Here is a 26418-nt window from a genome sequence, read left to right as displayed (position 1 = left end):
GACCGACAGAAGCTCCCGCGATCGGCAAAAGCACCCCGCGCCTGAGAAGAGCCCCTCCCCGACGGCGCGGGGCATCGAGCGTCGCTTACGGCAGCTGGTAGCGCACCGGCGTCTCGGCCTGCGGGAGCCCCACCCACTCGGCGGCGACTCGGCCGAACTGCCGGGAGATCCGCTCGAACGGATCCAGGCGCGGCGTGTAGTCCTGCAGCCGCGCACCCTCGAAGCGGCGCGCCAGGGTATCCAGGCTCCCCAGCTCATCCACCAGGCCGAGCGCCTGGGCCTGCTCACCCGTCCAGATCAGCCCGCTGAACAGCCGCTCGTCATCGGCCAGGCGGTCGCCGCGCCCGGCGCGAACGTCGTCGATGAACTGCTGGTGAGTCGTCGCCAGCACCTCCTGCCAGAAGTCACGCTGCGCCTCGGCGACGGTGGAGAAGGGATCGAGGAAGGCCTTGTTCTCCCCGGCGGTGAAGACACGACGCTCGACCCCGAGACGCTCGATGGCCTCCTCGAAGCCGAAGCCGGCATGGATCACCCCGATCGAGCCCACCAGGCTCGCCGGAGCGGCGACAATCTCGTCGGCCGCGGCCGCCACATAGTAGGCGCCGCTGGCGCCGATGTCCTCGACCACCGCGACGATCGGCTTGTTGCCCTCCTCGCGCAGCCGCATCACCGCATCGAAGATGCGCTGGGACTGCACCGGACTGCCGCCGGGACTGTTGACATGCAGCACCACCGCCTCGGCCTGCTCGGCCCTCCAGGCTCGCTCGAGCCCCTCGATGACGCGCTGGGCACTGGCCGGCGACTCGCTGTCGATCACGCCCTTGACCTCGACGACGCCCAGGTGTCGCCCGGCAGGTGCCGCTGCCCCCGGCGCCACGAAGAGCCCATAGAAGGTGGTGGCGAGCGAGGCCAGGATCAGCAGCGCGAAGAAGAAGCGGAAAAACAGCTTCCAGCGCCGCGAGCGGCGCTGCTCGACCAGCACACCGTCGATCCAGCGATCCATCATCGCCAGCTGAGCCAGGCGCTGGCGTTCGCGCAGCGTCTCGGCATCCTCGTCGCCGGACGGCTCGACATCGGCCACCGCGGCATCGGCCGGCGAGCCCTCACGCGCCTGGCGCGCCTGCTCGGGCGTCAGCTCAGGGCCCGTCGTCCAGCGGTCATCCCGCTTGTCGTCGTCGCTCATGGTAATCCTTCCCCTGGTGGGCTGATCGTTGTCGGGCGGGTCGTGGCGGACCTGAAAATGAAAGAGCTAGCCGTGAAGCCAGTCGAAGAGTTCAGGCACCGTCTCGGCGGTGAGCACCGGGCGACTGACGGCCAGCCGGTCCGGGGCATGCACGCCCCAGGTCACCGCGATGCGATCCATGCCCAGCGCCCTGGCCATCTCCAGGTCGTATTCCGTGTCACCGATCATCACCGCCTCGTCGACATCGACGCCGAGCTCGACGAGGAGCTCCTCGAGCATGCGCGGATGCGGCTTGGAGAGGGTCTCGTCGGCGGTGCGACTGCCGTGAAACCAGCCGCCGCTGCCGCTCTCGCGGAAGATGCGATCCAGGCCGCGTCGGCTCTTGCCGGTAGCCACGGCCAGCTGCTGCCCCTCCCGTCCGCGCAGCCGGGCGAGTCCCGCCTCGACGCCCGGATAGAAGCGCATCGGCGTGACGTCTCCCTCGACGAAATGGTAGGCGTAGCGGGCCCTGAGCCGCTCGGCCCGCTCGGCATCGATCCCGGGGCAGAGCGTGGCGATGGCCTCGGGCAGGCCGAGACCGATGATGTTGCGCACCGCGCCCGCCTCGAGCTCACCCAGGCCTGCATCCCGGGAGGCCGCCTGCATGCAGGAGACGATACGGGCGATGGAGTCCATCAGAGTGCCATCCCAGTCGAAGATGGCCAGTCGATAACGCATGAGATCTCCTGTCAGCGAGATTGGCGCGCTCGGGAGAGCGCCGCCTCAAGCTCGTCGGGCAGCGGTGCCTTGATCTGCACGGGGCGACCGCTGGTGGGTTCGGGAAAGGTCAGCGAGGCGGCATGCAGGAAGAGCCGCGAGATGCCGAGACCCGACGCCAGGCGCTGGCTCTCGCGGCTGCCGTACTTGTCGTCGCCGAGCAGCGGATGCCCGGCATGGGCGGCATGTACGCGAATCTGGTGCGTCCGTCCGGTGACCGGCTCGGCCTCGATCAGCGTGACTCGATCGAAGGTCTCGCGCACCGCGAAGCGGGTGCGGGCCACCTTGCCGGCCGAGTCGACCCGCACCCGCCGCTCGCCATTGCCGAGCTCGAAGCGGTCGAGCCTGGCGCTGACGAAGTCGCGACGCGCCGGCCAGCGACCCGCCACCAGGGCCAGGTACTGCTTGTCCATGCGGTGCTGCTTGAGCGACTCGTTGAGCGCCAGCAGCGCCGGACGTGACTTGGCCAGCAGCAGGCAGCCGGAGGTATCACGATCCAGGCGGTGCACCAGCTCCAGGAAGTCGAGATCCTCGCGCACCTGGCGCAGCGCCTCGATCAGGCCGATCTTGACCCCGCTGCCGCCGTGCACGGCCAGCCCCGAGGGCTTGTTGATCACCAGCCAATCGCGCCCTTCCACCAGCACGCTGCCGGCCAGCAGGTTACGCAGGTTGTCGCTGACCTCGCGCACCGCCTCGCGTGGCGCGAGACGCAGCGGCGGGATGCGCACCAGGTCGCCCAGCGCCAAGCGCGTATCCGCCTTGACCCGCTTCTTGTTCACCCGCACCTCGCCCTTGCGCACGATGCGATAGATCAGCGCTCGCGGCGCCCCCTTCATGCGCGTCAACAGGAAGTTGTCGACCCGCTGGCCGACCTGACCCTCGGTCACTTCCACCCACTGCACGTCGCGCCCTTCGGCCATGCCGCCACTCCACTGAAAAACCGCTCGAAAGGCGCATTCTAACGCAGTGTGCACCATCCTGCGCCAATTGCTGGCCACCCCCGTTACTGGTATATTGCCGACTCGCCTCAATGGGTCGTGACGACCCGCTAGAGCGCCTGCACGACAGACACGCAGGCCGAGGCGAAAAGATCGGGCCGCGAAGATCCTCGCCAATCCGAGGTCCCGCCGCCGACAAGCAAACGATACTACGCCACGCCCGGCTCCGATCGCGCCCGCTGAGGCATGACCGGAGACCACGGGATACGTACAACAACGTGCCGGAGGCCGGCGTTGGCGAATCGATGAATGCCAGGTGTTGGCGGTGACCGCAGAACCGGATGGGCGATGTCCCACCGTGACATGTCCTGCCACCGCCCCGTACTCAACATGATCATGCCGCGTCGGATCCATCGTGCAAGGATGCTCCGGGGCGGCCGGGCGCTATACCGCATCCGCGACATGCGCTGAGCACAGGCACGCTGCAGCCAGCGGTTCGCCTCCGTCGTTGACCACCATCCGGCACGTCCATATTTGTGAGACGACATGAAACGGATGCTCATCAATGCGACCCAGCCGGAAGAGCTGCGCGTCGCGCTGGTCGATGGACAACGCCTCTACGATCTGGACATCGAATCCGGTGCCCGGGAACAGAAGAAAGCCAATATCTACCGCGGCAAGATCACCCGCGTCGAACCCTCCCTCGAAGCCGCCTTCGTCGACTTCGGTGCCGACCGCCACGGCTTCCTGCCCCTCAAGGAGGTCTCCCGCGACTACTTCCTGAAGGAGCCCTCCGGGCGCCCCAGCATCAAGGAAGTGCTCAAGGAAGGTCAGGAAGTCATCGTCCAGGTCGACAAGGAGGAGCGTGGCAACAAGGGCGCAGCGCTGACCACCTTTATCAGCCTGGCCGGCCGCTTCCTGGTGCTGATGCCCAACAACCCGCGGGCCGGCGGCATCTCGCGGCGCATCGAGGGCGAGGAGCGCAGCCAGCTCAAGGAGGCCATGGGCCAGCTGACCGTGCCCGACAAGATGGGCATGATCGTGCGCACCGCCGGCATTGGTCGCTCCCCCGAGGAGCTGCAGTGGGACCTCGACTATCTCATCCAGGTGTGGGAATCGATCACCGAGGAGGCCGGCAAGCGCGCGGCCCCCTTCCTGATCTACCGCGAGTCCAACGTCATCATCCGCGCCATGCGCGACTACCTGCGCCAGGACATCGGCGAGGTACTGATCGACAGCGAAGAGGTCCACCAGGAGGCGCTGGCCTTCATCCGCCAGGTGATGCCCTCCTACCAGCAGAAGATCAAGCTCTACGTCGACGAGGTCCCGCTCTTCTCGCGCTTCCAGATCGAGTCGCAGATCGAGACCGCCTACGAGCGCGAGGTCAAGCTGCCGTCCGGCGGCTCCATCGTCATCGACCACACCGAGGCGCTGGTCTCCATCGACATCAACTCGGCGCGCGCCACCCGGGGCAGCGACATCGAAGAGACCGCCCTGCAGACCAACAGCGAGGCGGCCGACGAGATCGCCCGCCAGCTGCGCCTGCGCGACATCGGCGGCCTGGTGGTGATCGACTTCATCGACATGAGCCCGGCACGCAACCAGCGTGAGGTCGAGAACCGCATGCGCGACGCGCTGAAGCTCGACCGCGCGCGAGTGCAGATCGGCCGCATCTCGCGCTTCGGCCTGATGGAGATGTCTCGCCAGCGCCTTCGCCCGTCGCTCGGCGAAACCAGCGGCGTGGTCTGCCCGCGCTGCGACGGCCAGGGCACCATCCGTGACGTGCGCTCCATCTCGCTCTCGATCATGCGTCTGATCGAGGAAGAGGCCATGAAAGAGCGCAGCGCCCAGATCCGCGCGATCCTGCCGGTGCCGGTGGCCACCTACCTGCTCAACGAGAAGCGCAGCGTCCTGGCCGAGATCGAGCGTCGCCAAGACGTGCGGGTGGTGATGCTGCCCAATCCCGACATGGATACGCCCCACTACGACGTGCAGCGCCTGCGCGACGACCACGTGGACGAGGAAGGCACCGCCAACCTCTCCAGCCATGAGCTCTCCACCGAGAGCGAAGTGGGCAAGGAGCCTGAGGCCGCCTTCGGCAAGCCGATACAGCGCGCCGAGGCCGCGGTCAAGACGGTGATCCACCACGAGCCGGCCCCCGCCTCCCTGCAGAAGGAGGAGGCCGAGGCACCGGCACCCGCCGCCAAGGCCCCGGCCGCCAGCAAGCCCAGCGCGCCCAAGGCCTCCAGCGCCAAGGCACCGGCGGCCAAGGCGCCGAGCGCGCGGCCGGCCGCCGAGCCCGAGGGCGGCGTCCTGGGACGCCTGGTCAAGGGACTGGCCAAGCTGCTCGGCGGCGACGAAGCGCCCACCGAGCAGGAGAAGAAACCCGCCGCTCGCCGCAGCGAGTCATCGACCGCCAGCGACCAGACGGCGCGCAAGCCCGCCGCGCGTGACGACGATCGCGGCAGCCGCGGCGGCCGCCAGCGCCGGCAGCGCAATGACGATCGTCGCGGCACCGCTCGCCAGGAGGGCGGGCGCGATGAGGGCAAGTCCACCGCCAACGAGGGACGCGGCAACCGTGGCGGCCGTGGACGTGGACGCCAGGACGACAACCGCCAGGCACCGCGCCAGCAGGAAGCGCCCAAGGGCCGTGACGACAAGCCCCGCGATGACAAGCCGCGCGACGACAAGAGCCGCGAGGAGAAGCCCCGCGATGACGCACGCCGCCAGAAGCCGAGCGACAAGCCGGCCGAGAAGGTAGCCGACAAGCCGAGCGAGAAACGCGCCGAGACGCCGGCGGCCAGCGAGCCGGTCGATGATGGCAAGCCGAAGCGGTCCCGCAACAACCCGCGAAGCCGCACCCGCAAGCACGCCATCAATCCCAAGGCAGAAGCCGAGCAGCAGCGCCTGCAGGCCGAGGCCGCCGAGGCGCCCAAGGCCGAACCGGTAGCGACAGAGGCCAAGGGCGATGCACCGGCCAAGGCCGAGCAGCAGCCGACCGAGGCCAAGACAGGCGAGAAGGTCGAGCCCAAGGCCGACTCCAAGCCCGAGCCTAAGCCGATCGAAGCCAAGTCCGACGAAACGGTCGAGGCCAAGGGCGAACAGCCGGACGCGTCAAAGCCCGCCGAGCCGAAAGCCGCCGAAGCCAGGACTGAGCCGAAGGCCAAGGCTGACGATAAGGCCGAAGCCAAGCCCGAGCCGAAAGCCGAGGCCAAGCCCGAGCCGAAAGCCAAGGACAAGACCGACGAGAAGGTCGAGACCAAGGGCGAACAGCCGGACGCGTCAAAGCCCGCCGAGCCGAAAGCTGCCGAAGCCAAGACTGAGCCTAAGGCCGAGGACAAGGCTGACGAGAAGGCCGAAGCCAAGCCCGAACCTAAGCCCACCGAGTCCAAGGCTGAGCCGAAAGCCGAGCCCAAGACCGAAGCGAAGCCCGAGCCGAAGCCGACAGAGACCAAGGTCGAGGAGAAGGTCGAGCAGCCGGGTGAATCCAAGCCTGCCGAGGTGAAAGACGAGCCTCAGGCCGACGCCAAGGCCTCTCGTCGTCGGGGACGTCGCGCGCACAACGATCCGCGCGAGATCCGCCGCCGCGAGCAGGAGGCCAAGGCTCAGGAGGGCAAGCAGGGCTGATCCCTGCCCTGCCCCCAACGACAACGCCCGCAGCCATGGCTGCGGGCGTTGTCGTTTAGGGTCACGGTCAGCTCGATGTGGAGCGAATCTCCCGCCCCATGTCTATGGCCCTAGACTCCAGCCCACCGAGGCTCACGTTCGAGGCTGACGCCGAAGCGCTCCCGCACCCGGGCAGCTACTTCGCCGGCGAAGCCGAGCAGCTCGTCGGCACTGCCACCCCCGAAGTGCACCAGTACCAGGGCCTGGCGGTCATGTACGCCGAAATGGCCCCTGCGCCACCCCTTCAGCCCGCAGCGATCGATCAGCCAGCCGGCCGCCAGCTTGACGCGACCATCGGGCTGGGGAAAGTTCGGCATGGCGGGATGCTCGGCCAGCAGTCGGCGGACGCGCTCGCCATCGACCAACGGGTTCTTGAAGAAGCTGCCGGCATTGCAGAGCGTCGCCGGGTCGGGAAGCTTCTCGCCCCGGATCGCGCAGACCGCCTGGGCCACCGCCAGCGCCGTCGGCTCGGCATCTAGCCGGCTCGCCAGGTCGCCATAGCCAAGCCGTGGACGCGGCGTCCGCGACACGCGAAGTACCAGCCGCGTGATCACCACCCGGCCCTCCAGCGCGCCCTTGAAGACGCTGTCTCGATAGCCGAAGGCGCAGTCGGCGGCCGACAGCACCGCCTCGCGGCCGTCGTCGAGATGCACCAGATGCACCGACTCGAGAAGATCACTCAGCTCGACTCCGTAGGCGCCGATGTTCTGGATCGGCGCCGCCCCGCAGTGGCCGGGAATCAGCGCCAGGTTCTCGGCGCCCCACAGCTCACGCTGCGCCAGGGCCATCACCAGCGCGTGCCACGCCACCGCCGCCTCGGCATGCACCAGCACTGAGTCGCCCTGCTCTTCCAGCCACCACTGCCCCATGGCCGGCTGGATCACCAGCCCCTCGAGTCGCTCGGGCAGGATGAGGTTGCTGCCGCCGCCGAGCACCGTCAGCGGCCAGTCGTGCCGCTGCGCCAGGGCCAGCGCCTCGCGCAACTCGGCCAGGGTCGCCGGCGCCGCATGATGCTCGGCGACGCAGGGCAGCCCGAGCGTGTTGGCATCGGTCAGGGCGTGATCGGTGTGGAGCGCCAGGCTCAAGGCGAGGCCTCCAGGCGCGAGGCGATATCGACCAGCAGCCCCCGGGAGGCCGCCTCGACCAGGTCCAGCACCGCCTCGAAACCGTCCTCATCGCCAAAGTAGGGGTCGGGCACGGCGCGCTCGGGCCAGCCGGCGAAGGCGAGAAACAGCGCGACCACCGCCTCGCTGGACGCGGGGCGCTGCGCCTCGATGGCGGCGAGGTTGTCGTGGTCCATGGCGAGAACGTAGTCGAAACGCTCGAAGTCCTCGACGGCGAGCTGTCGCGCCCTGAGATCGGACAGGTCGATCCCGCGTTGCATGGCGGCTTCCCGTGCACGGGCATCCGGTGCCTTGCCCACGTGCCAGGGCCCGATGCCGCAGGAATCGACCTCGACCCTCGACGCCAGGCCGGCCTGCTCGAGATGGGCGCGGAAGACCCCTTCGGCGGTCGGCGAACGGCAGATGTTACCTAGGCAGACGAAGAGCACACGCATCAGGCGCCTCCCGAAGGGTCATGGCCCGCGAGCAGCTCGCGCACCCGCGCGAGGTCCGCTTCGGTATCGACGCCGGCCGGATGAGGCACCTGGGCCAGGGCGACCTGAATGGCATGGCCGTGGTGCAGGGCGCGCAGCTGCTCGAGCTGCTCGAGTCGTTCCAGCGGTGACGGGGGCCAGTCGCGATAGTCGGCGAGAAAGCCCACCCGATAGGCGTACAGGCCGATGTGGCGCAGCCAGGCATCGGTCTCGAGCAGCTCAGGGCGCCGAGCGAAGGCCTCGCGATCCCAGGGGATGGGTGCCCTGGAGAAGTAGAGGGCACGCCCGGAGAGCGAGCGCACCACCTTGACCGCATTGGGGTTGAAGAGTGTCTCGACGTCGCTGATCGGCTCGGCCAGGGTGGCGATGGACGCCTCGGGATCGTCGAACAGCCGGGCCGCGACCTGGTCGATCAGCAGCGGCGGAATCAGCGGCTCGTCGCCCTGCACGTTGACCAGCACGGCGTCGTCGGCCAGCCCAAGGCGTTCGGCCACTTCCGCCAGGCGGTCGGTACCGGAGGGATGATCGTCACGCGTCATCACCACCTCGGCGCCCAGCGGCACGAGAGCCTCGCGGATGCGCTCATCGTCAGTGGCCACCACCACCCGCCCGGCGCGACTCTCGCCGGCGCGCCGCCAGACGTGCGCCACCATGGGCTCGCCGGCGATGTCGGCCAGCGGCTTGCCGGGCAGGCGTGAGGAGGCATGCCGTGCGGGAATCACCGCGATGAAGGAGTCGGCGTCGCCCATCACTCCTCCCCCGTGCGTCCCGGAGAGTCGTGCAGCGTCTCATCGACGCTCATGGCGCGCGCCTCCTCGGGCAGCATCACCGGGATGCCGTCGCGGATCGGATAGGCGAGGCTATCGAAACGACACTCGAGCTCGAGAGCCTCGCGGTTGTACTTCAGCTTGCCCTTGCACAGCGGGCAGACCAGCATTGCCAGAAGTTCCTTGTCCATGACTCCCCCTCGTGGTGATTCAGTTCGTCGCCCGGGCCTCGCCCGGCGTCGGGTAAGATGATGACAGGGCGTCCAGCCGTTGCGCCAGCCAGGCGCGGAAGGCGGCATCGGGTTGCGCCTCTACCTCCAGGACCCAGCTCTCGTCGGGCGCCAGGCCCCGACACTTCACCGCGTCCTTGGCAGTCATCACCAGCGGTCGATCGTCGCCGAAGACCAGATCGTCGGCCGTGTAGTGGTGGTGATCCGCGAAGGCATGCGGGATCGCCTCGACGCCCTGGTCCGCCAGGGTCGCGAAGAAGCGTGGCGGATGGCCGATACCGGCGATGGCGTGCACCGCCCCCTCGAAGGGCAAGGGCGAGAGCGGACGGCGCTGGCCATCGCCGAGGCGGCGCCAGGCGGCGGGCTCCAGGGCCATGGCGTGGGCGCCGGGCGGCGGCGTGAAGGCCGGCGTGCCGTTGATCACTAGCGCATCCACGCGGTCGAGCCGCGAAAGTGGCTCGCGCAGAGGGCCCGCCGGCAGGCAGCGGCCGTTGCCCAGGCCGCGCCGCCCGTCGACCACCACCAGCTCCAGGTCGCGGCCCAGCGCCAGGTGCTGCAGGCCGTCGTCGCCGAGCAGGATATCGCAGCCGGCCTCGAGCAGGCGCCTCGCTCCGCGCGGCCGGTCCGGGTCCACGACCACCGGCAGGCCGGTCTGGTCGGCCAGCATGCGCGGCTCGTCGCCGCAGGCGGTGACCGGGGTCGAGGCGTCCAGCAGCAGCGGGTAGTGCTCGCTGCGACCGCCATAGCCCCGGGAGAGGATGCCCGGAGACCAGCCCTGCTCGGCCAGGTGGCGGGCCAGCCAGGCGACCAGCGGCGACTTGCCGGTGCCGCCCAGGGTGACGTTGCCGACCACGATCACCGGCACCGGGGCCTGCCACACCGCCTTGCGGCCCGACGCGTAGGCCGCGGCACGACGGCGCACGGCCAGGCGATAGAGCGCCTCCAGCGGTCGCAGGGCGGCAAGCCAGGCGTCGCCGCGGTAGGCCGCCGTCAGCCAGCGCTCGCCGAGGCCGGTCATGCCGGCCCGGGCTCCTGGAACTGCAGCCGATGCAGCGCGGCGTAGGCGCCGTCGCGAGCTAGCAGCTCGTCGTGAGAGCCCTGCTCGATGATCTCGCCCTGCTCCATGACCAGGATGCGGTCGGCCCGCTCGATGGTCGAGAGGCGGTGGGCGATGACGAAGGTGGTCCGGCCCTGGCACACCTCCTCCAGGGCCGCCTGGATGTGGCGTTCCGATTCGGTATCCAGCGCCGAGGTCGCCTCGTCGAGCACCAGCAGCGGGGCATCCTTGAAGATCGCCCGGGCGATGGCCAGGCGCTGGCGCTGGCCGCCGGAGAGCATCACGCCGTTCTCCCCCACCACGCTGTCGTAGCCGTGCGGCATGCGCTCGATGAATTCGTGGGCATGGGCGGCCCGGGCAGCGGCCTCGATGGCGGCGGGGTCAGCCCCCGACACGCCATAGGCGATGTTGTCGGCGATGCTCGCGTTGAACAGCGTGACCTGCTGGGAAACCAGGGCGATCTGGCGGCGCAGCGGGGCCAGGCGGTACTCGCCCTGTTCCACCCCGTCGATCAACAGCCGTCCCGCGGTGGGGCGATAGAAGCGAGGCAGCAGGCCGACGAGGGTCGACTTGCCGCTGCCGGAGCGGCCGACGATGGCGACCATCTCGCCGGGTGCCACCTCCAGGTCGATGCCCTTGAGGACCTCGGGCTGGTCGTCACCGTAGGCGAAGCGCACCCCTTCGAAGCGGACTCGCCCCTCGAGGCGACCGGGCTCATGGGTCCCGGTGTCGGGCTCGGGGGGCTCCTCGAGCAGCCCGAACAGTTCGCCGGCGGCGGCGATGCCCTTCTGGATCTCGCTGTTGATCTCGGTAAGCTGTCGCACCGGCTTGGCCATCAGGGCCGCGGCGGTGATGAAGGCGACGAATTCGCCCGGCGTCATCTCATCGAGCAGCGCCGGCGACATCGCGAGCCACACCAGCAGCGCCAGCGACAGCGCCACCAGCAGCTGGATCACCGGAGTGCTGGTGGCCTTGGTCAGCGCCTCCTTCATGCTCTGGCGACGATTGACCTCGCTGGCCCTCTCGAAGCGCGCCTTCTCGAAGGTCTCGGCGCCGTGGGTGCGCACCACCCGATAGCCCGAGAGCGCCTCGGAGGCGACGTGGGTGACGTCGCCCATGGAGCGTTGGATGCGCCGCGAGATACGCCGGAAGCGCTTGCTGGCGTAGCTGACCACGCCGCCGATCAGCGGCGTCACGGCCAGAAACAGCAGGGTCAGCATCCAGTTGGTCCACAGCAAATAGACCACCAGGCCAATCACGAAGAGGCCCTCGCGCAGCAGGATGGTGACCGCCTTGGTGGCGGCCCCGGTGACCTGCTCGACGTGGTAGGTCACCCGGGAAATCAGGTGCCCCGTAGAGTGAGCATCGAAGAAGCGCCCGGGAAGATGCAGCATGTGGTTGAAGACGTCACAGCGCAGCGCATGCACCAGGTTGCGGGCCACGCTGCTCATGAAATAGGTACCGAGGAAGGTGCCGAGGCCGCGCGCCGCGAACATGCCCACCACGAACAGCGGCAGGAACAGCCGGAAGGCCGCGTCCGGGTTCTGGATGCCGTCGATCAGTCGCTTCATCATCTCGGCAAGCGCCGTGCTCGAGGCGGCATAGATCACGTAGCCCAGGATCGCCAGGGCAAAGGCGCGCCAGTAGGGCTTCACATAGCCCAGCAGGCGCTTGTAGAGGTTCCAGCCGGAATGTTCGATCACGGTGTCTCCGCTTGAGGTTTTGCAACGGCCTCGGTGGCGATGCGAACGTGCCGGATCTCGAGACCGGCGGCCCGGTCCAGCACGCGCACCACGTCGGCATGGGCGGCCCGCCCGTCGGCCTCCACCACGAGGCCATGTTCGCGGGCCTGTTCGGCCTGTGCCGCCAGGGCATCACTGAGCGTCCCGGCGGAATACGTTCGATCATCCAGGCGATACTCACCAGAGGCGGTGACCACCAGGGTCACCGGGCCGGCCTCCATGGGCTGGCCGCTCGCGCTCTCGGGCAGTTCGAGTTCCAACGCCTGACGAGTCTCGAAGGTGGTCGAGACCATGAAGAAGATCAGCAGCAGGAAGACCACGTCGATCAGCGGCGTGAGGTTGACCTCCACCGGGTCGCGTCGCCGCCGGGAGAACCTCACAACGATTTCACCCCGGGCGCAGTGCGGCCATCCGCCTCTCGCTGCTCGTTGCCGCGCGAGGCAGACTGCACCTCGTCGGCACGGCGTTCGGCCAGCACCAGCTCGCCGGGATAGTGAGCGAGGTACTCGACCACCTGGCCGGCCTGCTCCTCCATGCGCACGGTGATGTCCTCGACCCGACGCTGGAAGTAACGGTGAAACATCAGCGCGGGAATCGCCACGGTCAGGCCCGCCGCGGTGGTCACCAACGCGCGGGAAATGCCGCCGGCGAGATCGGCGGTGCGACTCGCCCCGTCGCCGCTGACGATCACCGCGAACACCTCGATCATGCCCACCACGGTGCCCAGCAGGCCGATCAGCGGCGTGATGGCAGCGATAGTGCCCAGCGGACTCAGGAAGCGCTCCATGTCGTGGATCACCGCGGTGGCGGCCTCCTGCAGCCGGGCGCGCACCTGCTCATGGCCGAGTCGGGCGTTGCGCAGCCCGGCGGCGAGTACCCCGCCCAAGGGCGAGTGTGCCTCCAGCCAGTAGAGGTTGATCTGACCGCGCGCCATCAAGTGGCAGACCTCCTGACCCAGTCCGGCCGGGGCGATGCGGCGCGCGCGCAGGGTCCACAGGCGCTCGATGATGATCACCGAGGCCAGCAGCGAGCAGCCCAGCAGCGGCACCATCAACCAGCCGCCGGCGATCAGGGCATCCATCATGTCCATGGCGTTCTCCCCGGGTATGACCGGCCCATGGGCCGGCATCAGTGGGGCGATTCTAACGCAAGGCAGCCGCCTTCGACACCGCCGCGCCGCCAGGCGGCCGGCCGCGCGGTGATGAGCCGCGATTGCGCCCCGTCGCCGAGCCACAGGGTCACGGCGCCGTCCTGGGCGGTGTTCCACAGACAGCTGCCCACCTCGCGAAAGCGACGCACGACGCGATCCGCCGGATGGCCGAAGGCGTTGTGGCGCGCCGCGCTGAAGATCACGTGGCGCGGCGCCAGGCGTCGCACCAGCTGCAGCCCGGAGCTAGTGGCGCTGCCGTGGTGGCCCGCCACCAGCAGCGTGATTCCCGGCGCCACCTCGTCGAGAAAGCGCCGTTCGGCTTCGCGGCCGACATCCCCGGTGATCAGCAGCCGCTGGTCACCGACGCTGATCAGCAGCACGCAGGAGCGATCGTTGGCGGAGAGCCCAGCGGTCTCCCGAGGCGGCCACAGGATGCGAAAACTGACCCCGTCATGCCGCCAGCGTCGCCCCGCCGTGCAGGGCCTGGCCGGCCGACCCACGTCTTCGCCGGGAGGCGCCAGGATGCGCCGCACTCGATGCGCGTCGAGCAGTGCCGGCAGGCCGCCGGCATGGTCCTGGTCGGCGTGGCTGACGATGACATCGTCGAAGCGCTGGCCCGGCGGCCACAGCGCGGCCAGCGGCATGAAGCCCGAGGCGAAGCGCGGACCGGTATCATAGAGGGCCCGATAGCCGGCAGTACGCAGCTCGATCAGCTGGCCCTGGCCCACGTCATGAATCCGGACCTGCAGCTGCCCGTCGGCGAGCATCGGCGGTGCAGAGGCAAGCCCCAGCGGTACCAGCATCAGCGCCGCCGTGGCCGCCAGGCGCAGGCGCATCGCGAGGCCCGGCAGCGCCCAGAGCAGGCCGGCCAGCCCCAGCGCCAGGCCAAACGGCACCACCCGCGCCGGGTCCGGCCGCCACAGCGGCAGCCGGGCGACCGCCCACTCGAGCAGCGTGGCCAGGGCATCCACCAGCAGGCCGAAGAGATCCCAGCAGAGCATCGAGAGCGGGGGCAGCCAGGCGGTGAGCCAGCCGAGCAGCCCGAGGGGCACCAGCAGCGTGCTGACCAGCGGCACGGCGACCAGGTTGATCAGCGGTGCCGTCGGCGCCAGTCGATCGAAGGCCAGCAGCACGGCGGCGGCCATCACCGGCGCCAGCAGCAGCTGAGTGCGCACCAGGGCCCACAGCCAGCCGGACAACCCTCGCGGACGGGCTCTCCCCTGCCAGATCAGGATCAGCAGCGCCACGGCGGAAAACGACAGCCAGAGACCGGGCCGCCAGGCCGATAGCGGATCGACCGACAGCACCAGAGCCAGCGCCAGCCACCAGGCCTGCCAGGGGCCGGGCGCGTGTCGTCCGCTGGCCACCCAGAGCCCCACCAGGGTCATGATCATGGCGCGCAGCGCGGGCGGCTCAAGGCCGGCGAGCACGGCGTAGCCCACCGCCGAGGCGGCGGCCAGCCACCAGGGCCACACCGCCAGGCGCCAGGCCCCGGGCGTCATCAGCCGCGCCGCGCCCCGCGCGAGCCACAGGGCAAAGGTCGCCACCAGCCCGACATGCAGGCCGGAGATCACCACCAGGTGGGTGGTGCCGCTGGCATTGAGCAGGTCCCAGTCGGCGCGCTCGAGGCGTTCGCTGGCCCCCAGGGTCAGCGCCGCCAGCCACCGCGCCTGGCGATCCGGTAGCGCCTGGGCATCGAGGTGGTCGAGGGCCTGCCGGCGCAGCGAGACACCGGCTTCGGCGATCCTTACCGGTGGCGGGTCGCGACGCACGTAGCCGCTGGCCTGGATGCCCTCCCGCCGCAGCCAGGCACCGTAGTCGAAGGTGTCGGGGTTGGCGAAACCGGATGGCGGGCGCAGGCGCACCGTCAGCCCCCATCGCTCGCCTGCCTCCAGGTCGGGGGCCTCGAAGAAGGAAAGACGCACCCGCGTCAGATCTTCACAGGCCGGCAGTCCGACCGTCGCGGCCCGACACGCGTCGACCGACAGGACCACTCGGGCGAGACCCGCATCGCGGCGCACCGAGATCAGCGAGCCCTCCAGACGCAGGTCCTGACGAGTCAGGCCCGGGGCGAGCTCGCCGCCGCGCAGCGTCAGCAGCTGCACGGCAACCAGGGCCGTCACCAGAAGTCCCAGCGCGAGTCGCGGGCGGCGCCCGGCCAGAGCCGCCAGGAGGGCGAGCGCGAGCAGCTCGGCGCTTCCCGGCATGACGAGATGACCCACCAGCACGCCAGCCAGCACGGCGAGCGCCAGGGGAATGGCCAGACCCAGCAGCATGATGTCGTCCCTGAACGGCAGGCATGGCAACCCGCCCTCCATCGTGTCAGCGAGACGCATCATGGCGAGGCAGGCGACTTCTATGGATAATAGCTCGGGTTTCGACGCCGCGAGCTCGTCTTCATGCCGCGCAGACTCCTGCAGCGCTACTTGCCTCATCCCGACGCCCTCAGGCGCCGACGCTCCCTGCGCGTGGTCGGCCACCTGATCGGCAATCCGTCGCTGTGGGTGCTGACAAGGCGCAGCGTGGCTAACGCCTTCTCCGTGGGGCTGTTCAGCGCCCTGCTACCGATCCCCTTCCAGATGCTGGTGGCCGCCCTGGGCGCCTGGCTGGCGCGCTGCAACCTGCCACTGTCGATCGGCCTGGTGTGGATCACCAACCCGCTGACCATGCCGCTGATCTTCTACGGCAACTATCGCCTGGGCGCCTGGCTGCTGGATACGCCCGTGCGCCAGGCGCCTGATCATATCTCCACTCAGTGGATCGCCGAGCAGCTGGTGGAGATCCTGCCGGCGCTCGCGCTAGGATCGCTGGTCGCGGCGGTGGTCATCGCCGCCCTGGCCAACCTGGCGATCCGCCTGATCTGGCGCTGGCAGGTGTCACGCAGCTGGCGTCAGCGCACGCGCCGGCGCCGCCGCTCGCACGAGGCCGCCCAGGAACCCTGACGCACAACGCACGCGGCCGGCGCCAAGGCGCCGGCCGCTGCTTCATCGCCCCACCGGACGCGTTCAGGCGCTAGCGGGCTGCTCGATCAGGCGTCCGCCGTCGAGCTGGAGGACGCGATCCTGATGGGCGGCGAGCCCCGGATCGTGGGTGACGATCACGAAGGCGCAGGCCGCGCTTGCCGCCAGCTCGTCCATCAGCGACAGGATGCTCGCCGCGGTGGTCTGGTCAAGGTTCCCGGTGGGCTCATCCATCAGCATCAGGCTCGGATCGGTGACCAGCGCCCGGGCGATGGCCACCCGCTGGCGCTCGCCCCCGGAGAGCTCACCCGGCTTGTGATCGGCCCGGTCGGCCATGCCGACACGCGTGAGCAGCTCCCGGGCGCGCTCCTCGGCGTGGCGCTTGCGCTGCCCGCGAACGATCAGCGGCAGCGCCGCATTCTCGAGCGCCGTAAACTCCGCCAGCAGGTGATGGAACTGATAGACGAAGCCAATCTGGCGGTTGCGAAAGCGCCCCAGGTCGGCGTCGTTGAGTGCCCGCAGCGATTCGCCGGCGATGCACACCTCACCGCGGCTGGGCTGATCCAGCCCGCCCAGCAGGTTCAAGAGCGTGGTCTTGCCGGAGCCGGAGCTGCCGACCACGGCGACCCGCTCGCCCGCCTGCACCCGCATCTCCAGGCCGTCCAGAACGGTCAGATCCCGCGGCCCCTCGCGATAGACGCGGGTCAGATCCGTACACTCGAGCATCACCTGCCCCGCTCGGCTGGCCGCAGCGGGGCGTGGCGTCGTGGCCGTATCACTCATAGCGCAGTACCTCGGCAGGCTGGACCCGCGCGGCCCGCCAGGCCGGATAGAGGGTCGAGAGGAAGGTCAGGATGAAGGCCGCGGAGACGATGTTGCGCACATCGGACCAGATCAGACGCGAGGGCAGCTCGCTGATGAAGTAGACGCCGGCATCGAGGAAGTGGATGCCGAAGGTGCTCTCCACCCAGCCGATCAGGTCCGACACGGTCAGCGCCAGCAGCACGCCCACCGCGACGCCGACCAGGATGCCGATCACCCCGATCGCCAGTCCCTGAACGATGAAGATACCCATGATCGAGCGCGGCGTGGCGCCGATGGTGCGCAATATGGCGATATCGGCCCGCTTGTCGGTGACCACCATCACCAGGGTGGAGACGATGTTGAAGGCCGCCACGGCGATGATCACCGTCAGCAGCAGCGCAATCATGCGTTTTTCCATCTGGATCGCCTGGAAGAGATTGCCATGGGAGTAGGTCCAGTCGAGCCCCCGGTAGCCGGCGCCGAGCTCGTTGATGATGGCGCGGGTCTCGCTGCCGGCGACGAACAGGTCGTCGAGCTCCAGGCGCAGCCCCCCCACGGCATCGCCCAGGCGCGCCAGGGTCTGCATGTCCTCGATGTGGGCATAGGCCAGGGCGGCGTCCAGGTCGGCGCCGACGCTGAAGATGCCGCTCACCGTGAAACGCTTGAGCCGGGGGAACACTCCGGCCGGGGTGATCGAGGCCTCGGGCACCAGCAGGGTGACGCGATCGCCCACCCCCACGCCCAGGCGGCGGGCGAGGATGGAGCCCAGTACGACGTTCCATTCGCCCGCTTTCAGGTCGTCGAGCCGGCCCTGACGCATGTTCTCGTCGACGATCGACACGCGACTCTCCCAGGCGGGCTCGATGCCGTTGACCATGGCGCCCTCGTTGCGACCGCCCACCGAGAACATGCCCTGCTGCTCCACGTAGGGCGCGGCGCCGATCACCCGCTCGCGCTCGATGAGGCGTTCGGCCAGGGACTGCCAGCCGGTGAGCCCACCCGGCGACTCGATCTTGGTGTGCGGCACCATGCCGAGCACGCGGGTGCGCAGCTCGTGGTCAAAGCCGTTCATCACGGAGAGCACCAGGATGAGCACCGCGACCCCCAGCATGAGGCCCAGCATGGAGGTGAGGGAGATGAAGGAGATGAAGTGGTTGCGGCGCTTGGCCCGCACATAGCGCAACCCGATCAGGAAGGGGAGACGGTCGATCATGGGAACGTTCCTTGTCGGCGGGCGCCCATGGTACGGTTTTTTGCCCGCCCCTGCATCGCCGCTGGCGGCCGCTTGCGCGATCATTGCATCATTGACGGCGGCGGCCTACATTGCGCCGTCACGACCCGCACGAGACTCGCACCCATGGCCCATCGCCTGCTCCCCGAATGGCATCCCCAGGATGCCGTGCAACTCACCTGGCCCGGCGCCGACAGCGACTGGGCGCCCCTGCTCGAGCGCATCGAGGCGACCCTGGAGGCCATGGTGGTGGCCATCGCCCGCTATCAGGCCGTGCTGATCGCCGTGCCGGATGCGGCCACCCGTGGCCACCTGACTCGGCGCTTCGCCTGCCTGGGCGTGGACCCCGCTCGCCTGCGACTGATGGTCGCCCCCGCCGACGACACCTGGGCGCGCGACCACGGCCCGATCGCCGTGGCCGAGGGCAAGGCGCCGCGGCTGCTCGACTACGTCTTCACCGGCTGGGGCGGCAAGTACGAGGCCGCTCGGGACAACACCCTGACCCGGCGCCTGGCCGAGGCCGGCGCCTTCGCCTGCCCGGTCACCTCGAGCGAGCTGGTGCTGGAGGGCGGCGCCATCGAAACCGACGGCGAGGGCACCCTGCTGACCACCGAGGCCTGCCTGCTCAACCCCAACCGCAATCCCGAGCTCGATCGGGCGGCCATGGAGGCGCGCCTCAAGCAGGACCTGGGGGTCTCGCGGGTATTGTGGCTGACCCACGGCCACCTGGAAGGCGACGACACCGACAGCCACATCGACACCCTGGTGCGCTTCTGCGACCCGGCCACGCTGGCCTATGTGCGCTGCGATGACCCGACGGACTCCCACTACCCGGCGCTTGCCGCCATGGAGGCCGAGCTCAAGGCGCTGCGCCGCGCCGACGGCGAGCCCTACCGGCTGGTGCCCCTGCCCTGGCCGCGCGCCTGCCATGACCCGGTGGACGGCCACCGCCTGCCCGCCACCTACGCCAACTTCCTGATCATCAACGGCGCCGTGCTGGTCCCGACCTACGGCGACGCCGCCGATAGCCTGGCGCTTAGCGCCCTGGCCGGCGCCTTCCCGGGCCGCGACCTCATCCCCATCGACTGCCTGAGCGTGATTCGCCAGCACGGCAGCCTGCACTGCCTGACCATGCAGCTGCCCGCCGGCAGCCTGGCCACCAAGGACACGACAGTTGCGTGACGCACGAGGCGCCGAGGTAGCCTCGCACACCGAACTACGAGGAGACTTATTCATGTCCCGTCATCTAAAGGTGGGCCTGGTCCAGCAGCCCGCCTGGCCCGACAAGGCCAAAAGCCTCGATGAGAGCGAGGCCGGCATCCGCGAGCTGGCAGGCGCCGGCGCCCAGCTGGTGATGCTCCAGGAGCTTCACGCTACCCACTACTTCTGTCAGACCGAGGACACCGACGTCTTCGACCTGGCCGAGCCCCTCGACGGGCCGACCGGCACTCGGCTGGCGGCGCTGGCGAAAGAGCTCGACATCGTGCTGGTGGGCTCGCTGTTCGAGCGCCGCGCGCCCGGCCTCTACCACAATACCGCGGTGGTCTATGATCGCGATCGCGGCCGCGTGGGCCACTATCGCAAGATGCATATCCCCGACGATCCGGGTTTCTATGAGAAGTTCTACTTCACCCCCGGCGACCAGGACGACGCCCGCGACCAGGGCTTCACGCCGATCGACACCTCGCTTGGGCGGCTCGGCGTGCTGGTGTGCTGGGACCAGTGGTACCCGGAGGCGGCGCGGCTGATGGCACTCGCCGGCGCGGAGCTGCTGCTCTACCCCACCGCCATCGGCTGGCATCCGCCGGACGACACCCCGGAAAAACAGCGCCAGAAGGAGGCCTGGACCCTCATCCAGCGCAGCCACGGGGTGGCCAACGGCCTGCCGGTGGTCGTCGCCAACCGTGTCGGCCACGAGGCGGATCCCTCCGGGGCCACGCCGGGTATCGATTTCTGGGGCGGCAGCTTCATCTGCGGCCCCCAGGGCGAGCTGCTGGCCCACGCCGGCGAAGAGGCCGCGCGGATGCTGGTGACGCTGGACATGGCGCGCAGCGAGGACGTGCGACGCATCTGGCCCTACCTCAGGGATCGGCGTATCGACGCCTACGGAGATCTGGTCCGCCGCTACCGGGACTGAGGCGGCCAAGCCGCCAAAAGTGTGGGGGCTGCTAGGCAAAAGCAAACCCCGAGGCAACGGGCCTCGGGGTTTGCTTGTAGCTCGGCGCTTGTAGCTCGGCGCTGATTACTTCCAGAAATCGCGGATCGAGGCGATGCCCTGGGCGCCCACGGCGCGCGCGTGATGGGCATCGAAGCGGGTCATGCCGCCCAGTGCGAAGACCGGCATGCCGGCGTGCTCCACCAGCTGCTGGAAGTCGTGCCAGCCGATGGGGGGCACCTCGGGATGCGAGGGCGTGGTGCGCAGCGGCGACAGGGTCACGAAATCGCAACCGATGCGGCGCGCGTGATCCAGCTGCCGGCGATCATGGGTCGAGGCCGACAGCCACTTGGCCTCGGCCACCGGACGGCGTTCCAGGCTCATCAGGCGATCGCTGGTCAGATGGATGCCGTCGGCGTCCACGGCTTCGAGCAGCGACGGCTCGCCGTTAAGCACCAGCCGGGCGCCCCGTGCCCGGCAGAGCTCGAGAGCCTGCTCGGCGCGGCTCAGGTAATCCGCCTCGCCCAGCGACTTGGCCCGCAGCTGCACCAGGCGCACGCCATCCTCGTCGAGGGCACGCACCAGGCACTCCTGGAAACGAGAATCGTCGGCCTCCTCCCCGGTGATCAGATACTCCGTCGGCAGCATCACCGCGCGCAGGATCGGCAGGTTGGCCGCCGGGAAGGGATAGTTGACCAGATCGCTCATCGGCACCCAGCGCACGGCCTGCCCCTCGCGCCCGAACGGCTCGCCGGCGAAGTCATGCACCTGCCATACGTCCAGCAGGATATGCTTGTCGGAATATTCGTGATGGATGCGGATCAGCGGCTGGGCGCGCCGAATCTCCACGCCCAGCTCCTCGTGGAGCTCGCGTTTGAGCGCCTCCAGGCCGGTCTCGTAGGGGGCCAGCTTGCCGCCGGGAAACTCCCAGAGGCCGCCATGATCGACGTTGGAGGGACGACGGGCCAGCAGCACCTCGCGGCCGTCGGCACTGATGATGGCGGCCGCCGCCACGTGCACCCTTCTCTTCACCATTGCGTTCATTGACTCCTACCCGCTGTTCCACACGGCCTCGGCCGTGTGGGGTTTCTGTCTGATTGCCGACCAAGAAACTCGGTCAGCTACGATAGTCGGCGTTGATGCTCACGTAGTCGTGGGACAGGTCCGAGGTCCAGACCGTGGCCTCCTGCTCGCCGCGCCCCAGGGCGATGCGGATCTCGATCTCCTCGCGGGCCATCTCCGCGCTGCCGGCCTCCTCGACATAGCCGGGAGCGCGACCGCCGCTTTCGACCAGGCGCACCTCGCCCAGGTCGATGGTGACGCGGTCGACGTCGAAGTCCTCGACGGGCGCCCGACCCACCGCGGCGAGGATGCGCCCCCAGTTGGCATCGGAGGCGTAGAGCGCTGTCTTGACCAGCGGCGAGTGTGCCACGGTGAAGGCCACGTCCAGCGCCTCGCGACGGCTGTGCGCGCCCTCAACCCTCAGGGTGACGAACTTGGTCGCGCCCTCGCCGTCGCGAATGATCGCCTGGGCGAGCTCGGTCATCACCTCCAGCAGCCCCTCGCGAAAGCGCTCGAGTGCCTCGCCGTCGACCACCGCCGCACCACGCCCGGTGGCGATCAGCAGGCAGGCGTCGTTGGTCGAGGTGTCGCTGTCCACGGTGATGCAGTTGAACGAGCGCTCCACCGCCTCGCGCAGCAGCCCATCGAGCAGCGACTGCTCGATGGCGGCATCGGTGGCCACGAAGGCCAGCATGGTGGCCATGTCGGGACGGATCATGCCCGAGCCCTTGGCGATGCCGTTGATGGTCACCGTTTCGTCGCCAAGCGTGAGGGTGATGCTGGCGCCCTTGGCTCGCGTGTCGGTGGTGAGGATGCCCTCGCCCGCCTCACGCCAGGCCCCGGGCCCATCGTCGAGGGTCTGTACCGCGCCGGGCAGGCCGGCCAGCAGGCGCTCCATGGGCAGCGGCTCACCGATCACCCCGGTGGAGAACGGCAGCACGCTCTGCGCCTCCACGCCGGCCAGCCGCGCCAGCTCGGCACAGGTGGCCCGGGCGTCACTGAGTCCCGTCGCGCCGGTACCGGCATTGGCATTGCCGGTGTTGATCACCAGGTAGCGCGCGCCCTCGCCGCGCGCCACGCAGGCGGCGAGATGCTCTCGGGCCACCGTCACCGGCGCCGCGCAGAAGGCGTTGCGGGTGAAGGTGCCCGCTACCCTCGCCCCCTCGGGGATCTCGATCACCACCAGGTCGCGGCGCTCGGGCTTCTTGATGCCGGCCATGGCGGTGCCCAGCCGCAGCCCCGCGATCTGCGGCATCTCGGGAAAACGTGTCTCGCCCACTGCCATCGTCTCGTCTCCTCTATCGACCGGGACTTGCCCGGCCCGTCACCTCAACTCACGGCCTCAGCTCAGCTTGCCGCAGCACTGCTTGAACTTCTTGCCCGACCCGCAGGGGCAGGGGTCGTTGCGCCCCACCTTGGGGCCCTCGCGGCGCAGCGGGCGACCGTCGGCGCCCGGTGCCGGTGCGGCCGGTGCCTCGTCGCGCGCGTCGCCGGCCATGGCCGGCTCGTCGTGGCGGCTCGCCGCCGTCGCCTTCTCACGCTCCAGCGCCTCGCGACGCTGGCGCTCGAGCTCCTCGACTTCCTCGGGACGACGCACCTGGACGTGGCTCAGGATGCGCGTCACGTCGGCCTTGATGTTGGTCAGCAGGTGCTGGAACAGCTCGAAGGATTCGCGCTTGTACTCCTGCTTGGGGTTCTTCTGGGCATAGCCCCGCAGGTGGATCCCGCGGCGCAGGTGGTCCATGGACTGCAGGTGCTCCTTCCAGCGCGTGTCGAGCACCTGGAGCATCGCCTGCTTCTCGAAGCGGCGCATGAGGGTCTCGCCGGCCTCGGCGACCTTGGCCTCGTAGGCCTCGCGGTGCATGGTCTGGAGCCGTTCGCGCAGCTGCTCCTCATGGAAGCGCTCATCCTGCTCGGCCCACTCGACGACCGGCGCATCCAGGTTGAACTCACTCTTCAGGTGGTCCTGGAGCCCGGCCAGATCCCACTGCTCGGCCAGGCTCTGGGGCGGTACGAACTCGCTGATGGCGAGATCCAGCACCTCCTCGCGGATGCCGGCGACGTTCTCGGAGATGTCCTCGGCGGCGAGGATCTCGTTGCGCTGCTCGTAGATGACCCGACGCTGGTCGTTGGCCACGTCGTCGTACTCGAGCAGCTGCTTGCGGATGTCGAAGTTGCGACCCTCGACCTTCTTCTGGGCCCGCTCGACGGCATTGGAGACCATCTTGTGCTCGATCGCCTCGCCCCGCTCCAGGCCCAGCGCCTGCATCAGCCGCTGGACCCGGTCGGAGCCAAACAGCCGCATCAGGTTGTCTTCCAGCGAAAGGAAGAAGCGCGTCGAGCCCGGGTCACCCTGGCGGCCGGCACGGCCGCGCAGCTGGTTGTCGATGCGCCGGGATTCGTGACGCTCGGAGCCGACCACGTGCAGGCCACCGGCCTCCAGCACCGCATCATGGCGCGCCTGCCACTCCGCCTTGAGCCGCTCGAGTTCGGCCTCAGAGGGATTCTCCAGGGTGGCGGCCTCGGCCTCCCAGTTACCGCCGAGCACGATGTCGGTACCGCGACCGGCCATGTTGGTGGCGATGGTCACGGCGCCGGGACGGCCGGCCTGGGAGATGATCTGCGCCTCGCTCTGGTGCTGCTTGGCGTTGAGGACGTTGAAGGAGATGCCGGCGCGCTTCATCAGCTCGGCCAGGTACTCGCTGGTCTCGATGGAGGCCGTGCCGACCAGCACCGGACGCCCCGCTTCCGTCTGGGTCTGGACGTCCTCGATGATCGCCTCGAACTTTTCCTCGGCGGTCAGGTAGACCAGGTCGTTAAGGTCCTTTCTCACCAGCGGTCGGTTGGTGGGAATCACCACCACGTCCAGGCCATAGATCTGTCGGAACTCGAAGGCCTCGGTGTCGGCAGTGCCGGTCATGCCCGAGAGCTTCTCGTAGAGGCGGAAGTAGTTCTGGAAGGTGGTGGACGCCAGCGTCTGACTCTCACGCTGAACCGTCACGCCCTCCTTGGCCTCGACCGCCTGGTGCAGGCCCTCGGACCAGCGCCGCCCCGGCATACTGCGACCGGTGTGCTCGTCGACGATCACCACCTGACCATCCTTGACGATGTAGTCGACGTCGCGGTGATAGAGGTGACGGGCGCGCAGCGCCGAGTGCATGTGCTGCAGCAGGTTGAGGTTCTGGGCCGCGTAGAGGGAGTCCGCCTCGCCGAGGAGCTCCTGCTCGCGCATCAGAGACTCGACTTTGTGGTGGCCACCCTCGGTGAGCTCCACCTGTTTCTGCTTCTCGTCGAGGGTGAAATCGCCACTCTCGGGATCCTCCTCGTCGCTGCACTGCTCGAGGTGATGCGCGAGCCGGTCGACCACCTGATAGAGCTCGGTGTTCTCGTCCACCGCCCCGGAGATGATCAGCGGCGTGCGCGCCTCGTCGATGAGGATCGAGTCGACCTCGTCGATGATGGCGAAATGCAGGTCGCGCTGCACCTTCTCCTCCAGCGAGAAGGCCATGTTATCGCGCAGGTAATCGAAGCCGAACTCGTTGTTGGTGCCATAGGTGATGTCACAGGCGTAGGCGTGGCGCTTCTCCTCGGGGCTCTGGCCAGCATAGATGACGCCCACCGACAGGCCCAGATATTCATAGAGCGGGCGCATCCACTCCGCGTCGCGGCGGGCCAGGTAGTCGTTGACCGTGACCACGTGAACACCCTTGCAGGGCAGCGCATTGAGGTAGACGGCGAGGGTCGCCACCAGCGTCTTGCCCTCGCCGGTCTTCATCTCGGCGATGCGGCCGCTATGCAGGGTCAGGCCGCCGACCATCTGCACGTCGAAATGGCGCATGCCCATGACGCGCCGGCTGGCCTCGCGGACCGTCGAGAAGGCCTCCGGGAGCAGCGCCTCGAGAGACTCTCCCCCCTCGAGGCGCTCGCGAAAGTGTTCGGTGCGGCCCTTGAGGGCGGCCTCATCGAGGGCTTCGTGGTCGGCTTCCAGGGCGGTCACGCCCGCGACCTGGCGGTTCATGCGTTTGACGTCGCGGTCGTTCTTCGAACCGACGACCTTGCGTAACAGGTTATTGATCATGAAGGATCCAGTGGCTGCGTATGATGTCGCATCGCGGGCAAGGGCTCGCGACCTCTCCGGGGCGGTGGCTCAGCGGCCGGCGGGAGGGCCACGGCGCGACAGGACGTCATGGGCGGCAACCGGAAAACAGGGGGGCGCGGGACGCGGAAGGCTTCGCCGCGTCGCAAGTGGCCAGCCCATGCGGCGGCGGACCCAGCGCCCCAGAGCGCGACTGCGCGCCTGGAGGCGGGAGCGCACGCGCAGCAGCACGGGCACCAGCAGGCTGACCTGGGCGGCCCGCTCGACGGGGCGCAGGGATTCCAGCTGGGCGAGGCCCGCCGGCAACAGGCAACCTACCAGCAGACCGGCCAGCCACCAGCGCGTCGCGCGGCGCATGCGCCGCGAGCCCTGGGGGCCGGCGCAGTTGTCGGTGATGGCGGCGGGCATGCTGTCGACGGCCTCCGGTGCGTGCTAGGCTCTGGCTGTTCAAGGGCCGCCTGGATCATGGCGGCCGACGGATAACGGCAGGGCTTCGACCCCGAGAATCAAGCAGATGAGTATAAAGGTTAAGCGGTTCCGAGCACAGCCCATGTCCCGCCTGCTGGAAGGTCGCGGCGAGCTAGGCGCCTTGATGCGTATGGCCACCCTGGTCGAGCGGGCCCAGGCCCATCTGCGCGACCATCTGCCCGAGGAGATGCGCGAACATGTCTTCGTCGGCGGCTTCCATCAGGGGCGGCTCGCGCTGATCACCGACCGCGCCGTCTGGCTGACCCGGCTGCGCTACGAGCAGCCGCGACTGCTCGGCCTGCTGCACCAGCTGCCTGGGTTCGAGGCGGTCACCGGCTTCACCCTCAAGGTGCGGCCCGTGCGCCCGACCCGCCCGCCGTTGCGCCAGACCCGCCACCTGCCGGAGAAGGCCGCCGATGAGATCACGAGCTGCGCCGCCGACGTCGACGACCCCGGCCTCAAGCGCGCCCTGGAACGACTGGCTGCCCACGCCGAGAAACCCTGAGCGGCTCTCGAACAGGACGCACACGAAAACGCCGCCATCCTCTCGGATGGC

General features: G+C 69.1%; 23 protein-coding genes. 5 read left to right on the top strand and 18 right to left on the bottom strand.

Annotated elements, in window-relative coordinates:
• Positions 1-85: 85 nt before the first annotated feature.
• From sppA to BM388_RS00735, 3 genes are all read right to left on the bottom strand, one after another.
• Positions 86-1183, bottom strand: coding sequence for a signal peptide peptidase SppA (gene sppA / locus BM388_RS00745; RefSeq protein WP_089846170.1), 1098 nt, complete (start codon positions 1181-1183; stop codon positions 86-88).
• 66 nt (positions 1184-1249) lie between these two features.
• Positions 1250-1900, bottom strand: coding sequence for an HAD family hydrolase (locus tag BM388_RS00740; protein WP_089846168.1), 651 nt, complete (start codon positions 1898-1900; stop codon positions 1250-1252).
• 11 nt (positions 1901-1911) lie between these two features.
• On the bottom strand, positions 1912-2859 hold the full coding sequence (locus BM388_RS00735; RefSeq protein ID WP_089846167.1) for an RluA family pseudouridine synthase: 948 nt from the start codon (positions 2857-2859) through the stop codon (positions 1912-1914).
• 564 nt (positions 2860-3423) lie between these two features.
• Between BM388_RS00735 and rne the strand changes: the two genes are divergently transcribed.
• Positions 3424-6504: a ribonuclease E gene (gene rne, locus BM388_RS00730; protein ID WP_089846165.1), complete on the top strand. Its 3081-nt coding sequence runs from the start codon at positions 3424-3426 to the stop codon at positions 6502-6504.
• Positions 6505-6614: 110 nt separating this feature from the next.
• Here the strand turns inward: rne and murB are convergent, their stop codons facing one another.
• The 9 genes from murB to BM388_RS00685 are packed head-to-tail and all read right to left on the bottom strand — an operon-like array spanning position 6615 to position 15362.
• Entirely contained in the window at positions 6615-7628 is a 1014-nt protein-coding gene (murB, locus tag BM388_RS00725; protein ID WP_089846163.1) for a UDP-N-acetylmuramate dehydrogenase, read from the bottom strand.
• Positions 7625-8101, bottom strand: coding sequence for a low molecular weight protein-tyrosine-phosphatase (locus tag BM388_RS00720; RefSeq protein ID WP_089846160.1), 477 nt, complete (start codon positions 8099-8101; stop codon positions 7625-7627). The genes murB and BM388_RS00720 overlap by 4 nt, the downstream gene beginning before the upstream one ends.
• Positions 8101-8889 (bottom strand): 3-deoxy-manno-octulosonate cytidylyltransferase, encoded by a 789-nt coding sequence (gene kdsB / locus BM388_RS00715; RefSeq protein WP_089846158.1) that lies wholly within the window; start codon positions 8887-8889, stop codon positions 8101-8103. The genes BM388_RS00720 and kdsB overlap by 1 nt, the downstream gene beginning before the upstream one ends.
• Positions 8889-9098 carry a Trm112 family protein gene (locus BM388_RS00710; RefSeq protein WP_089846156.1) on the bottom strand — a complete coding sequence of 70 codons (210 nt, stop codon included), beginning with the start codon at positions 9096-9098 and terminating at the stop codon, positions 8889-8891. The genes kdsB and BM388_RS00710 overlap by 1 nt, the downstream gene beginning before the upstream one ends.
• Before the next feature lie 19 nt (positions 9099-9117).
• Positions 9118-10155 (bottom strand): tetraacyldisaccharide 4'-kinase, encoded by a 1038-nt coding sequence (gene lpxK / locus BM388_RS00705; RefSeq protein WP_089846154.1) that lies wholly within the window; start codon positions 10153-10155, stop codon positions 9118-9120.
• Entirely contained in the window at positions 10152-11897 is a 1746-nt protein-coding gene (gene msbA, locus BM388_RS00700) for a lipid A export permease/ATP-binding protein MsbA (protein WP_390882408.1), read from the bottom strand. The genes lpxK and msbA overlap by 4 nt, the downstream gene beginning before the upstream one ends.
• Positions 11894-12316 carry an ExbD/TolR family protein gene (locus BM388_RS00695; protein ID WP_089846152.1) on the bottom strand — a complete coding sequence of 141 codons (423 nt, stop codon included), beginning with the start codon at positions 12314-12316 and terminating at the stop codon, positions 11894-11896. The genes msbA and BM388_RS00695 overlap by 4 nt, the downstream gene beginning before the upstream one ends.
• Positions 12313-13026 carry a MotA/TolQ/ExbB proton channel family protein gene (locus BM388_RS00690; protein WP_245781418.1) on the bottom strand — a complete coding sequence of 238 codons (714 nt, stop codon included), beginning with the start codon at positions 13024-13026 and terminating at the stop codon, positions 12313-12315. The genes BM388_RS00695 and BM388_RS00690 overlap by 4 nt, the downstream gene beginning before the upstream one ends.
• A 38-nt stretch (positions 13027-13064) precedes the next feature.
• Entirely contained in the window at positions 13065-15362 is a 2298-nt protein-coding gene (locus BM388_RS00685) for a DNA internalization-related competence protein ComEC/Rec2 (protein WP_089846150.1), read from the bottom strand.
• 123 nt (positions 15363-15485) lie between these two features.
• On the opposite strand from BM388_RS00685, the gene BM388_RS00680 reads away from it, so the two are divergent.
• Entirely contained in the window at positions 15486-16028 is a 543-nt protein-coding gene (locus BM388_RS00680) for a DUF2062 domain-containing protein (protein WP_089846148.1), read from the top strand.
• A gap of 63 nt (positions 16029-16091) precedes the next feature.
• Here the strand turns inward: BM388_RS00680 and BM388_RS00675 are convergent, their stop codons facing one another.
• Together BM388_RS00675 and BM388_RS00670 are read right to left on the bottom strand one after the other, a co-directional pair.
• Positions 16092-16829, bottom strand: a complete 738-nt coding sequence (locus tag BM388_RS00675; protein WP_089846147.1) for an ABC transporter ATP-binding protein — start codon at positions 16827-16829, stop codon at positions 16092-16094.
• On the bottom strand, positions 16822-18063 hold the full coding sequence (locus BM388_RS00670; RefSeq protein WP_089846145.1) for a lipoprotein-releasing ABC transporter permease subunit: 1242 nt from the start codon (positions 18061-18063) through the stop codon (positions 16822-16824). Before BM388_RS00670 ends, BM388_RS00675 begins: the two co-directional genes overlap by 8 nt.
• A gap of 144 nt (positions 18064-18207) precedes the next feature.
• Here BM388_RS00670 and BM388_RS00665 point away from each other — a divergent pair, with 144 nt between their 5' ends.
• Both BM388_RS00665 and BM388_RS00660 read left to right on the top strand, forming a co-directional pair.
• Positions 18208-19263, top strand: coding sequence for an agmatine deiminase family protein (locus BM388_RS00665; RefSeq protein WP_089846143.1), 1056 nt, complete (start codon positions 18208-18210; stop codon positions 19261-19263).
• 52 nt (positions 19264-19315) lie between these two features.
• Positions 19316-20218 carry a carbon-nitrogen hydrolase gene (locus tag BM388_RS00660; RefSeq protein WP_089846141.1) on the top strand — a complete coding sequence of 301 codons (903 nt, stop codon included), beginning with the start codon at positions 19316-19318 and terminating at the stop codon, positions 20216-20218.
• 105 nt (positions 20219-20323) lie between these two features.
• Here the strand turns inward: BM388_RS00660 and BM388_RS00655 are convergent, their stop codons facing one another.
• The 4 genes from BM388_RS00655 to BM388_RS00640 all read right to left on the bottom strand — a co-directional run bounded on the left by BM388_RS00655 (position 20324) and on the right by BM388_RS00640 (position 25802).
• Positions 20324-21271 carry a Nudix family hydrolase gene (locus BM388_RS00655; RefSeq protein WP_089846139.1) on the bottom strand — a complete coding sequence of 316 codons (948 nt, stop codon included), beginning with the start codon at positions 21269-21271 and terminating at the stop codon, positions 20324-20326.
• An 82-nt stretch (positions 21272-21353) separates the two neighbouring features.
• Positions 21354-22583: a bifunctional glutamate N-acetyltransferase/amino-acid acetyltransferase ArgJ gene (gene argJ / locus BM388_RS00650; RefSeq protein ID WP_089846137.1), complete on the bottom strand. Its 1230-nt coding sequence runs from the start codon at positions 22581-22583 to the stop codon at positions 21354-21356.
• Positions 22584-22640: 57 nt separating this feature from the next.
• On the bottom strand, positions 22641-25376 hold the full coding sequence (secA, locus tag BM388_RS00645) for a preprotein translocase subunit SecA (RefSeq protein WP_089846135.1): 2736 nt from the start codon (positions 25374-25376) through the stop codon (positions 22641-22643).
• A 69-nt stretch (positions 25377-25445) separates the two neighbouring features.
• Entirely contained in the window at positions 25446-25802 is a 357-nt protein-coding gene (locus BM388_RS00640) for a hypothetical protein (protein WP_089846134.1), read from the bottom strand.
• 142 nt (positions 25803-25944) lie between these two features.
• On the opposite strand from BM388_RS00640, the gene BM388_RS00635 reads away from it, so the two are divergent.
• Positions 25945-26367 (top strand): DUF721 domain-containing protein, encoded by a 423-nt coding sequence (locus BM388_RS00635; RefSeq protein ID WP_245781417.1) that lies wholly within the window; start codon positions 25945-25947, stop codon positions 26365-26367.
• Positions 26368-26418 lie beyond the last annotated feature (51 nt).

The organism is Halomonas saccharevitans, assembly GCF_900116405.1.
Classification (GTDB): Bacteria; Pseudomonadota; Gammaproteobacteria; order Pseudomonadales; family Halomonadaceae; genus Halomonas; species Halomonas saccharevitans.
Note: the sequence above shows the minus strand (reverse complement) of the source record. Positions and strands in the feature narration are given on the sequence as shown.

Coding starts and splice junctions, on each gene's coding strand:
- sppA (WP_089846170.1), bottom strand. CDS start 1,183: ATGAGCGACGACGACAAGCGGGATGACCGCTGGACGACGGGCCCTGAG.
- BM388_RS00740 (WP_089846168.1), bottom strand. CDS start 1,900: ATGCGTTATCGACTGGCCATCTTCGACTGGGATGGCACTCTGATGGAC.
- BM388_RS00735 (WP_089846167.1), bottom strand. CDS start 2,859: ATGGCCGAAGGGCGCGACGTGCAGTGGGTGGAAGTGACCGAGGGTCAG.
- rne (WP_089846165.1), top strand. CDS start 3,424: ATGAAACGGATGCTCATCAATGCGACCCAGCCGGAAGAGCTGCGCGTC.
- BM388_RS00720 (WP_089846160.1), bottom strand. CDS start 8,101: ATGCGTGTGCTCTTCGTCTGCCTAGGTAACATCTGCCGTTCGCCGACC.
- kdsB (WP_089846158.1), bottom strand. CDS start 8,889: ATGGGCGACGCCGACTCCTTCATCGCGGTGATTCCCGCACGGCATGCC.
- BM388_RS00710 (WP_089846156.1), bottom strand. CDS start 9,098: ATGGACAAGGAACTTCTGGCAATGCTGGTCTGCCCGCTGTGCAAGGGC.
- lpxK (WP_089846154.1), bottom strand. CDS start 10,155: ATGACCGGCCTCGGCGAGCGCTGGCTGACGGCGGCCTACCGCGGCGAC.
- BM388_RS00690 (WP_245781418.1), bottom strand. CDS start 13,026: ATGGACATGATGGATGCCCTGATCGCCGGCGGCTGGTTGATGGTGCCG.
- BM388_RS00685 (WP_089846150.1), bottom strand. CDS start 15,362: ATGCTGCTGGGTCTGGCCATTCCCCTGGCGCTCGCCGTGCTGGCTGGC.
- BM388_RS00680 (WP_089846148.1), top strand. CDS start 15,486: ATGCCGCGCAGACTCCTGCAGCGCTACTTGCCTCATCCCGACGCCCTC.
- BM388_RS00675 (WP_089846147.1), bottom strand. CDS start 16,829: ATGAGTGATACGGCCACGACGCCACGCCCCGCTGCGGCCAGCCGAGCG.
- BM388_RS00670 (WP_089846145.1), bottom strand. CDS start 18,063: ATGATCGACCGTCTCCCCTTCCTGATCGGGTTGCGCTATGTGCGGGCC.
- BM388_RS00665 (WP_089846143.1), top strand. CDS start 18,208: ATGGCCCATCGCCTGCTCCCCGAATGGCATCCCCAGGATGCCGTGCAA.
- BM388_RS00660 (WP_089846141.1), top strand. CDS start 19,316: ATGTCCCGTCATCTAAAGGTGGGCCTGGTCCAGCAGCCCGCCTGGCCC.
- BM388_RS00655 (WP_089846139.1), bottom strand. CDS start 21,271: ATGGTGAAGAGAAGGGTGCACGTGGCGGCGGCCGCCATCATCAGTGCC.
- argJ (WP_089846137.1), bottom strand. CDS start 22,583: ATGGCAGTGGGCGAGACACGTTTTCCCGAGATGCCGCAGATCGCGGGG.
- secA (WP_089846135.1), bottom strand. CDS start 25,376: ATGATCAATAACCTGTTACGCAAGGTCGTCGGTTCGAAGAACGACCGC.
- BM388_RS00640 (WP_089846134.1), bottom strand. CDS start 25,802: ATGCCCGCCGCCATCACCGACAACTGCGCCGGCCCCCAGGGCTCGCGG.
- BM388_RS00635 (WP_245781417.1), top strand. CDS start 25,945: ATGTCCCGCCTGCTGGAAGGTCGCGGCGAGCTAGGCGCCTTGATGCGT.